The sequence below is a fragment of the Mesorhizobium sp. A623 genome, from assembly GCF_054489405.1.
On the sequence record NZ_JBTMXB010000014.1, the window covers coordinates 127,910 to 138,218 of the forward strand.

9 protein-coding genes are annotated in these 10,309 nt (G+C 64.4%); all 9 read right to left on the bottom strand.

What is annotated here, in order from left to right:
* Window positions 1-12: 12 nt before the first annotated feature.
* The 9 genes from ACX3P1_RS16310 to ACX3P1_RS16350 all read right to left on the bottom strand — a co-directional run bounded on the left by ACX3P1_RS16310 (window position 13) and on the right by ACX3P1_RS16350 (window position 9,978).
* A complete protein-coding gene (locus tag ACX3P1_RS16310) occupies window positions 13-1,005 on the bottom strand; it encodes a PhoH family protein (RefSeq protein WP_459080654.1) in 993 nt (330 codons plus the stop codon).
* Window positions 1,006-1,079: 74 nt separating this feature from the next.
* A complete protein-coding gene (gene miaB, locus ACX3P1_RS16315; RefSeq protein WP_459080636.1) occupies window positions 1,080-2,501 on the bottom strand; it encodes a tRNA (N6-isopentenyl adenosine(37)-C2)-methylthiotransferase MiaB in 1,422 nt (473 codons plus the stop codon).
* A gap of 43 nt (window positions 2,502-2,544) precedes the next feature.
* A complete protein-coding gene (gene olsA, locus ACX3P1_RS16320; protein ID WP_459080637.1) occupies window positions 2,545-3,372 on the bottom strand; it encodes a lyso-ornithine lipid O-acyltransferase in 828 nt (275 codons plus the stop codon).
* A 9-nt stretch (window positions 3,373-3,381) separates the two neighbouring features.
* Entirely contained in the window at window positions 3,382-3,876 is a 495-nt protein-coding gene (gene rimI / locus ACX3P1_RS16325; protein ID WP_459080638.1) for a ribosomal protein S18-alanine N-acetyltransferase, read from the bottom strand.
* Entirely contained in the window at window positions 3,876-4,550 is a 675-nt protein-coding gene (gene tsaB, locus ACX3P1_RS16330) for a tRNA (adenosine(37)-N6)-threonylcarbamoyltransferase complex dimerization subunit type 1 TsaB (protein WP_459080639.1), read from the bottom strand. Before tsaB ends, rimI begins: the two co-directional genes overlap by 1 nt.
* A 6-nt stretch (window positions 4,551-4,556) precedes the next feature.
* A complete protein-coding gene (locus tag ACX3P1_RS16335; protein WP_459080640.1) occupies window positions 4,557-6,734 on the bottom strand; it encodes a malate synthase G in 2,178 nt (725 codons plus the stop codon).
* A 137-nt stretch (window positions 6,735-6,871) separates the two neighbouring features.
* Window positions 6,872-8,914, bottom strand: coding sequence for a hydantoinase/oxoprolinase N-terminal domain-containing protein (locus ACX3P1_RS16340; RefSeq protein WP_459080641.1), 2,043 nt, complete (start codon window positions 8,912-8,914; stop codon window positions 6,872-6,874).
* A gap of 118 nt (window positions 8,915-9,032) precedes the next feature.
* On the bottom strand, window positions 9,033-9,383 hold the full coding sequence (locus ACX3P1_RS16345; protein WP_459080642.1) for a hypothetical protein: 351 nt from the start codon (window positions 9,381-9,383) through the stop codon (window positions 9,033-9,035).
* 25 nt (window positions 9,384-9,408) lie between these two features.
* The gene (locus ACX3P1_RS16350) at window positions 9,409-9,978 is read right to left on the bottom strand and encodes a hypothetical protein (RefSeq protein ID WP_459080643.1); all 570 of its coding nucleotides are present in this window, start codon (window positions 9,976-9,978) and stop codon (window positions 9,409-9,411) included.
* Window positions 9,979-10,309 lie beyond the last annotated feature (331 nt).

Genomic DNA, 10,309 nt, shown 5'->3' on the forward strand with positions numbered 1-10,309 from the left:
GAGTGCCATGTGTCAGTTCCCGCCGCCAAGGCCGCGGGCGAGTTTGCCGTCGCGATCATAGGCCTTGACGATCTCGGCGACCAGCGGATGACGCACGACATCGCCGTCGTTGAAGCGCACCGTCACCATGCCCGGAATGCCGTCGAGCACGCGCAAGGCTTCGACCAGACCGGACTTGGTGTTCGGCGGCAGGTCGATCTGCGTCGGATCGCCGGTCACGATCATGCGCGAATTTTCGCCAAGGCGCGTCAAGAACATCTTCATCTGCATCGGCGTGGTGTTCTGCGCCTCATCGAGAATGACGGCGGCATGCGCCAATGTGCGGCCGCGCATAAAAGCCAGCGGCGCGATTTCGATCACTTCGGCGGCGATGGCGCGCTCGACCTTGTCGGCCGGCATCATGTCATAAAGCGCGTCGTAAAGCGGGCGAAGATAGGGATCGACCTTTTCCTTCATGTCGCCGGGCAGGAAGCCAAGCCGCTCGCCGGCCTCCACCGCTGGACGCGACAGGATGATGCGCTCGACCATGCCGCGCTCCAGCAGCATCGCCGCATGCGCCACCGCCAGATAGGTCTTGCCGGTGCCGGCCGGGCCGACGCCGAACACCAGTTCGGAGCGTTCCAGCGCGCGCATATAGGCGTCCTGGTTGAGCGAGCGGGCGTAGATGGTCTTCTTGCGGGTCGTGATCTGGGCGGCGGCCATCTTGCCCTTGCGCTCCAGTGTCGGCAGGGTCAGTTGATCGTCGGCGGCAATGGCCATGCGCACGGCGCCGTCCACGTCCGACTGGCCGATATCGACGCCCTTCTGCAAAATCCCGTAGAGATTATCCAGGGCCCGGCGCGCCTGTTCGGCGGCGGACGCGGAACCCTTGATCGTCAACTGGTTGCCGCGCGAGCGGATATCGACGCCCAACTTCTGCTCGAGCCGGGCCAGATTCTCGTCGAACTGGCCGTAGAGCGCGCTCGCAAGCTTGTTGTTGTCGAAGGTGAGGACGATATGCGCCATGTCGGAAGCCCCGACTGGGGGGGTATCCTTGAGTTCAGTTGCGCTCAACCGTCTCTCCTCATCTGCCGAACCCGTCATGCGGGGCTTTCGGCGGCCAATTCGGCATGCAGGCTGTTGAAGCCCGTTCCAGTGATTCGCACATTGATAATGTCGCCGATCTCGCCGGCCTTTTCATCAACTATTACGGGCTGCAGCCAGGGCGAGCGGCCGACCTTCTGGCCGGCCTGTCGGCCCGGCTTCTCGATCAGGGTCGGCATCGTCCTGCCGACCATTGAAACGGTGAACGCCTGCTGTTGTTCCACCAGCAATGCCTGAAGCCGCTGCAGGCGCTCATCCTTGACCTGCTCCGGCACATGCCCATCCATTTCCGCGCCCGGCGTGCCGGGGCGCGGCGAGTATTTGAACGAGAAGGCGGAGGCATAGCCGACATCGCGGACCAGTTGCATCGTCGACTCGAAATCGGCATCCGTCTCACCCGGAAAGCCGACGATGAAATCGCCGGACAGGGCGATGTCCGAACGCGCGGCGCGAACCCGGTCGAGCAGGTTTAGATAATCCGCCGCCGTATGCCGACGGTTCATCGCCTTCAAGATACGGTCGGAACCGGACTGCACCGGCAGGTGCAGATAGGGCATCAATTGGGGCAGATCGCGGTGCGCGGCGATCAGTTCGTCATCCATGTCGCGCGGATGGCTGGTCGTGTAGCGCAGGCGCGCAAGGCCCGGAATTTCCGCCAGCCGCGTCAAAAGCCGGCCAAGGCCCCATTCGGCTCCGCTTTCGCCTTCGCCATGCCATGCATTGACGTTCTGGCCGAGCAGCGTCACCTCGCGAACGCCGGCCTCAGCCAACCGCTCGGCTTCCGCGACGATCTGGGCGACCGAGCGCGACACTTCCGAACCGCGCGTATAGGGCACCACGCAGAAGGTGCAGAACTTGTCGCAGCCTTCCTGCACGGTCAAAAACGCGGTGACGCCGCGGCGGATGATCTCGGCGCGCTTCGGCTGCGGCAGGTGCTCGAACTTGTCTTCAAGCGCGTATTCCGTCTCGACGACCTTCTTGCCGCCGCGCACCCTGGCCAGCACGTCCGGCAGCCGGTGGTAGGTCTGCGGGCCGATGACCAGATCGACGGAAGGCGCGCGGCGGATGATCTCCGCGCCTTCCGCCTGCGCGACGCAGCCGGTAACGCCGATGGTGAGCGATTTCCCTTCCAGCGCGCGCTCGGCCTTCATGTCGCGAATGCGGCCAAGCTCCGAATAGACCTTTTCCGCCGCCTTCTCGCGGATGTGGCAAGTGTTCAGCAGCACCAGATCGGCCTCGCCGATGGCGTCGGTCGCAACATAGCCGTCGGCGACCAGCGCATCGGTCATGCGCTGCGAATCGTAGACGTTCATCTGGCAGCCATAAGTCTTGACGAAGACTTTTTTCGTCCCTGCGCCCGGCCCCTTGTCCGCCAAGCCAACCTCGTTGGCCAGCGATAATGTAGTGTCCAATTCCATGCGGCGGCTTCTAACGCCTTTCCATGACAAAAAACAGACGATTCTATGGTTGCGGGCGATTGGGGGCAGAAGAGCGGCTGGGGCGCGGATCGCGCCATGCGGTTTCCATCATGCCCTGGACGCGGCACTCCACCGATTTCGCCGCCTCCTTGCGGTTCGAGCCGCGCGCAAACACCACTGGCTCGCCGAAATGCACTTCCACATCGAGCGCGCGCTGCGAAAGCAGCGCCTTGACGTGCGGCAGCAGATCCTGATCGCCGATCCAGGCGGAGATGGCTCGGTCATGCCGGCCGAACGCCACGCCATGCAGGCGGGTATAGGCAATCGCCACTGGCTGGATGAACACTTCCTCGACCGCGCCCTCGCCGATCGCCATCGAAGCAGCGCCGAACAGCGTGCTCTTGAACGGCAGCAGGATATTGCCGTCACTGGTCGAGCCTTCGGCGAACAGCACCATGGCGTCGCCCTTGCCCAGCCTTGTCGCGATTTCGCTCGCCTGGTCGCCCGACTTGCGCTTGCGCTCGCGCTCGATGAATACGGTGCGCTGCAGCTTCGACAGCCAGCCCAGCAGCGGCCATCCCTCCAGTTCGGACTTGGCGATGAACTGCACGTCGACCAGCGAGCCCAGCACCATGATGTCGGTCCAGGAAATATGGTTCGAAGCAACCAGCAGCGGGCGCTTGTCCGATAGCGTCCCGACAGCGTGGACCCGAATGCCCAGGCCTTTGAGCATGGCGCGGTGCCACCATTTCAAAATGACCGTCTCGCGCCACAGGCCCGTTTTCATCGCGATAATCTGCAGCGGCGCAAGCGCCAGCGTGCTGATTGCGATGAACGCCACGGCAACGAAAATCCGGATTCTTACGATCATTATCCGTCGCTACCGCAGATCGCGACGCATGACGAGCGCGCCGGTCGGTCCGTGTTCGCTCGAGCGATAGTAATTGGCGCGCCGGCCCACTTCGCGAAAGCCCAGCCGCTGATACAGCGCGATCGCCGGAATATTGGTTTCGTCCACTTCAAGAAAAAGCGCCTCGGCGCGGTGAGCATGCAGTTCGCGCAAGACAGCGTCCATCAACTGCCAGCCCAAGCCACGCCGGCGATGCGAACGGGCGACGGCGACGGTCAGGATTTCCCCCTCGCCCGCAGCCAGCCGCGCCAAAACGAAGCCCACCGGAGCCTTGGCGCCGTGGCCGACCTCGCGCACACCATAGCCGAAGACGGTGTCCTGTTCGAGCAGCGAAGAAAATTCGGCCGCGTCCCATGGCCGGACAAAGTCCTCGCGATGCAGCGCGGACACGGCCTCGCTGTCGGCCACCGTCAGCGGTTCCAACGCAAATTCCTTTCGCCCCGACGACAGGAAAGGGATGCGCATCAGGAAGTCCTCGGCAGGACGAAACCGGCCTGCGGCTTGGCATCGGCTTCGCGCAAATAGACCGGATGGGGTTTTTCGCCAGCGCCCCTGGCGATTGCCAGCCTTGCATATATTGCTATATCGGCTGTCGCCGCGGTCGGCCCAAGGTCGAAAGCGCCGGTCGCGGCAGTTGCGATTTTTTCCGCCGCCGTCCCGACCAGCACCGGAGCGCTGGCGTTGGCCATGCCAGTCATTTCGGACAGCGTCGCTATGGCCGGGCCATGGCGCAAGATCCCTGCTTCATCATAGAAAGCGGCGTGAAACTCTTCGCGCCCGGCATCCAGCGCCGCCAGCACCGCGCGGCCCGGAAATCGGGCTCGCGCTTCCTGCGCCAGGGCTTCCAGCGTGGTCACGCCTATGGCCGGGATTTTCAGCGCCAGCGCCAGTCCGCGCGCGGTGGAGACGCCGACGCGCACGCCGGTAAAGGAACCGGGCCCGGTAGAGACGGCGATAGCGCCAAGGACCGGGTAGCCGACGCCGCTTTGCTTCAAGGCCTCCGCAATCACCGCCATCAGATGTTCGGCATGGCCCTTGCCAAGATCGAGCACGCTGCGACCGCGTTCCCTCTGCGCGCCCGCATCATAGACGCAGGCCGCGCACAGGCTGGCGGCGCAATCGATGGCGAGGACGATCATGGCCGTTTACGAAGCACCCTTCTCGCGCGCCTTCAACTCCAGACGGCGTGCGTGCAGGAAGGGCTCGGTGTAGCCGTTGGTCTGCTCGCGGCCCCTGAACACCAGGTCGCAGGCGGCCTTGAACGCGATCGAACCGTCGAAATCCTTGGCCATCGGCCGATAGAGCGGATCGCCTTCGTTCTGGCGGTCCACCACCAGCGCCATGCGCTTCATCGTCTCCATCACCTGCTCCTCGGTGCAGACCTTGTGGCGCAGCCAGTTGGCGATGTGCTGCGAGGAAATGCGCAGCGTAGCGCGGTCTTCCATCAGACCGACATCGTGGATGTCCAGCACCTTGGAACAGCCGACGCCCTGGTCGATCCAGCGCACGACATAACCCAGAATGCCCTGCGCGTTGTTGTCCAGTTCGGCCTGGATGTCTTCGGGCGACCAGTTCGGGCGGGTTGCTACCGGCACCGACAGGATGTCTTCGAGCTTCGCCTTCGGCCGGTTCTTCAGCTTCTGCTGCACAGCCTGCACATCGACCCGATGGTAATGCGTGGCATGGAGGGTCGCCGCTGTCGGCGAAGGCACCCATGCCGTATTCGCTCCGGCGCGCGGATGCGCGATCTTCTCGACCAGCATCGCCGCCATCATGTCGGGCATCGCCCACATGCCCTTGCCGATCTGCGCATGGCCGACAAGCCCGCATTCGAGGCCGGTATCGACGTTCCAGTCCTCATAGGCTGAAATCCACGCGGCCTGCTTCATGTCATCCTTGCGGATCATCGGGCCGGCTTCCATCGAGGTGTGGATCTCGTCGCCGGTACGGTCGAGGAAACCTGTATTGATGAAGGCGACGCGATCCTTGGCCGAACGGATGGCTTCCTTGAGGTTGACGGTGGTGCGCCGCTCCTCGTCCATGATGCCCATCTTGATGGTGTTTTCCGGCAGGCCGAGCAGCTTCTCGACCCGTGCAAAAAGCTCCACAGCAAACGCCACTTCGTCCGGCCCGTGCATTTTCGGCTTGACCACGTACATGGAACCGGCGCGCGAGTTCCGGCGCGCGCCGTTCGGTCCGATGTCGTGCAACGCGATCAGCGCCGTCATCGCCGCATCCATGATGCCTTCCGGAATTTCCGTGCCGTCCGACAGAAGGATCGCCGGGTTGGTCATCAGGTGGCCGACATTGCGCACCAGCATCAGCGAACGGCCCGGCAGCGAAAGCGTAGCGCCGTCGGGTGCGGTATAGGTGCGGTCGGGGTTCAGCTTGCGGGTAAAGGTCTTGCCGCCCTTGCTGATCTCCTCGGAAAGGTCGCCTTTCATCAGGCCAAGCCAGTTGCGGTAGACGACGACCTTGTCTTCGGCATCAACGGCGGCGATGGAATCCTCGCAATCCTGAATGGTGGTCAGCGCGGATTCCACGATCATGTCGGCGATGCCGGCCGCATCGGTCTTGCCGATGGCGTTGCTCCGGTCGACGACGATCTCGACATGCAGGCCGTTCTTGACCAGCAGCACCGCGTGCGGGTTGGCGGCGTCGCCGCGATAGCCGGCGAACTGTTTTGGATCGGCAAGCGTGGTGGTGCCGCTACCGGCTGCCAGCCGAAGCATGCCGTTCGCCACCGTGAACCCGCTGACGCCGGCCCAGCTACCCGTGGTAAGCGGCGCGCTTTCATCAAGAAACGCCTTGGCCCAGACGATGACCTTTTCGCCCCGCTTGGGGTTGAAGCCCTTGCCCTTTTCGGCCCCGTCCGTCTCGGGTATCGCGTCGGTGCCGTAGAGCGCGTCGTAGAGCGAGCCCCAGCGCGCATTGGCGGCATTCAGCGCATAGCGCGCATTCATCACCGGCACGACCAGTTGCGGACCGGCGACGACGCCGATCTCCGGGTCGACATTCGTCGTCGTCACGGCAAAGGCCGGCCCTTCCGGCACCAGATAGCCGATCTCCTTCAGAAAACCCTTATAGGCCTCCATGTCGATCGGCGCGCCGTTGGCGCGGTACCATTCATCCAGCTTTGCCTGCATGGCATCGCGGGTTGCCAGCAGCGCCCGGTTCTTCGGGGCGAGGTCATGGGCAATGGCCGAGAAGCCGTTCCAGAACGCATCGGCCGTGATGCCGGTGCCGGGCAGCGCTTCGTTCACGACGAAATCGTGAAGCTCCCGCGCAACCTTCAGTCCGGCTATTTCGATACGTTCAGTCATTTCAAATTTCTCCAAGTCCTTATCGCAGCTATTTCAGCGCAGCATGAGGGGCGTTTGCCATGACCGGGCGAAACGGTCAATTCGGCTTACGATGAAGCCCGATCATACGCCCTTCCGCTTTGCCTGCGCGCAATGGATCAAACCGCGATCCGCGGCCTGCCCGATGCGACCGCCACGATAAGCGCCTCGACGAACATGCGCTGGTCCTGCACCATCGAAACGTGGAATTGGCACGTGACCTCGATCTCGGCATTGTCGGTGCCGGCTTCCTCGGCACGGCTGGCGGCGATCCGGCGCACGTCTTCCCGGGCGGCTGCGATGGCCGGCTCTTCGGTCTCGAAATCGCGAATGGTCTCGCCCGAGGCGAGACGGAACACGCCTTCCTGCGGCTGGCTGACGCGCGCTTCGGCGGAAACCCGCACCTGCCCGACTACCGCGCCCAGCGCGTTTGCGACGCCGGCATCGTCCGGCACCAGACATTCATTGCCGACAAGCGCCGGCAAGCCGGCATAATGCAGCGCCGCCGAAGCCCCAAGGCCGATGACCGGCCGATCCAGCGAGACAGCAAGGCGCGCGATGTCCCCATGTGCATCGAGGGCGCGCTGGACCAGCGCATGCGCGACCGTCCCGGGGCCGTCCATCCCATCCTCGGCGAAGGCCGTTTCCAGGACCGCTTCAGCCGAACGCCGGGTAAGCGTGCTCAGCACGCGCTGCGCCAAATGCTCGGCCGAAGTGGCGATGAGCTGCCCGCGCCCGTCACGCTTGCGGGCGAACAATTCGGCGCCGAGATGGGCGGTGCGCGCATTCCAGTTTGCCTGGCGGCCCAGCACATGGGCGGCATCCGACGGCGTGAAGCCGCATACATGGACAAGGCCCCGCGCCACCAGCCGGTTCAAGGTCGCGTTCTGGGCATTGGAGATGAGCAGCCGGTCCAGCGCCATCGGCACCGTGCCGATCGCCTCGTAGAGATGCGCCTCCGCCTTCGACAAGCCCGCCGCAAGCCGTTCGGGAACGCCGGTGCGGATGGTGAAACGCCCGCTCATGCGGCTCGGGTTCGGGTCGCGCAACTGGCGTTCCAGTTCGGTCGTGACGGCTTCGGCGTTCATCATCCCGGCGAGCGCCAGCGGGACAAGCCGGCGCGGCCCGAGCAGGAGTTTCGGATCGAGCGCACCCGGCTGCAATCCCACCTCGGAATCGCCGCCAAGGCCGAAGGTGCGCATCGCGACAGCCTCGACCATGGTGCGGAACCCGCCAACCGTCGCGCCTTCCGGGTCGAGCCTGGGGCGGCCACGGTCCAGCACGGCGACGTCGGTGGTGGTGCCGCCGATATCCGAGACGATGGCGTTGGCGAGGCCGGTCAGGTGGCGGGCGCCGACGAGGCTGGCGGCCGGGCCGGAAAGGATCGTCTCGATCGGGCGCTGGCGCGCGAAGGCCGCCGAAACCAGCGCGCCGTCGCCGCGCACCACCATCAGCGGCGCGGAAATGTTGCGCGCTGCCAGAAAACCCTCAGTCGCGGCGACCAGCCGGTCGATCATGGCGATCAGCCTGGCGTTGAGCAGCGTCGTCAGCGCCCGGCGCGGTCCGCCGAGTTTGGCCGACAATTCGTGGCTGGCCGTAACCGGCAGCCCGGTGCGTTCGCGGATCAGGTCGCGCGCGGCCAGTTCATGCGCCGGATTGCGGGTGGCGAAGTAGGCGCAGACGGCAAAGCCCGACACCGATTTTTCCAACTCGGGCAGCGCTGCCTCCAGTGCGGAAAGATCGAGATCGGCGGTGTTGCCATGCACGTCATGGCCGCCGGGCACGAAAAGCACGGGATCGGACGCCAGCGCCTTGCGCAGGCCGTCGCGGTCGAGATCGGCCTCGGAAAACCCGATCATGACCAGCGCCACGCGCCCGCCCTGCCCTTCGACCAGCGCATTGGTGGCAAGCGTGGTCGACATCGACACCAGCTTGATGCCGGCCGGATCGGTGCCGGCTTTCTGCAAAACCGCGTCGACCGCGCCCGAAATACCGACCGCCAGATCGTGGCGCGTGGTCAGCGACTTCGCCTTGGCGTGAACCGTCCCCTTTTCACCGCCGCTGTCCGACCAGAGCACCGCATCGGTGTAGGTGCCGCCGGTATCTATGCCGAGAAAAAGGGGAGCGGGGACAAGCGGCGAGGGCTTCGGGCGAGCGTTCATTTTACATGCGGTCCGGGGAAGTTGGAGGAATGATCCTCAAGCCCTAGACCATAGCGGCCCTGGGATAAAGCCACGACCACGACGCCGGACGGCGCATTGCCGCTGTTTCGCAGCCCTTTCAGGGCGTGATGGAGATGACCTGCGTCGACTTGGCCACGCACAGGAAGCAGCAATATTCGCAAGGCGGCTGGTCATTGTCCGGCCCGACGCCGAAGAAAACGCTGTCGTCGCCATTGATCCAGGCGCCATAGCAAATCCGCTCGCCGGCCTCGCAACTCACCGGCACCGACTTCTTTTCCTTGGCTTCGAGGAAATAGACCTTGTTGTCGCCCGGCCACACCACATTGCGGTCATGGCTGAACAGTTCGACCGCAACCCCGCGATCCTGCTGGTTCTTCATGTAGAAATTCATGTCGTCCGCGAAAGCGGGATTTACGAGAACCAAGGCGATGATGACGAAGCGAATCATGGCGTTTCCCCGGCTAACCACGCGATCATGCCACGAAATCGCCCGGACCGGAATCCTGCTTCGCATGCCAGGCGCACAGACGGTCGACCTCGGCACGCACCGCCTCGCGGTAGCTTGCGATGATGTCGAGGTCGAGCGGCACGCAGGGCGGAAAGACGGCGAGATCGATGCTGAACGCATCCTCGTCGCGGCGGGCACGGCAGGCCTTTTCGCGCCGGCACTGATGCTGCCCGCACCGCCTGAAATTGCCAAGCGCGCCGCACAGCAACTGCATCAGCTTGAGATAGACGCCGCGGGTGCGAAAATGCCGCTCGAGCGAGCGCCGGTAGGCGGCATGTTGCGCCTCGCTTGCGCCCCTGCCGCGCGGCTCAAACCTGAGCTTGAAGCGCGGCGTGCCGGCGTCGGGCGGCTCGTAGAGATAGGTTTCGGTGGTGACCAGATGCGAAAAATCCGGTTTTGGCGGGTTCGGGTCGAGCGGGCGCGGCAGCATGCGTTCGGGCGGGATGCCCGGTATCGGATCAAGCCGCACGAAAACCGGCTTCAGCCCCGGCGGGAAGGGATTGCCGGCGGTGGAAAGAATGGGTTCTGGGTTCATCGTGCCGGCCTCCTTCGATCTGTTGGTTCGCCCCTAACGCTGCGGCTTGCCCGGACCGCGCCCCGGTTTACACCCAGCTTCCCGTTGCCGCGCCCGACGGCCGGGCTTTGGGCATTTCCTCGCGCCCATGACTCGCGTTCTCGACCTGGTTTTGCCAGTCGAGGCATCATAGGTATTCCGGGAAGACGGGCGGTCGCGGGATCGCTCGTGTTCTATAGTAGTGCGGTCTCGCGACCGCCCATCCGGCGTTTTTCGTCTGCGTCCGGTCCGCTACGCTTTTTTGGGCATTGGCGCCCGAAAAGCTTGTGTGCTCGCTCCAGCACGCATGGGC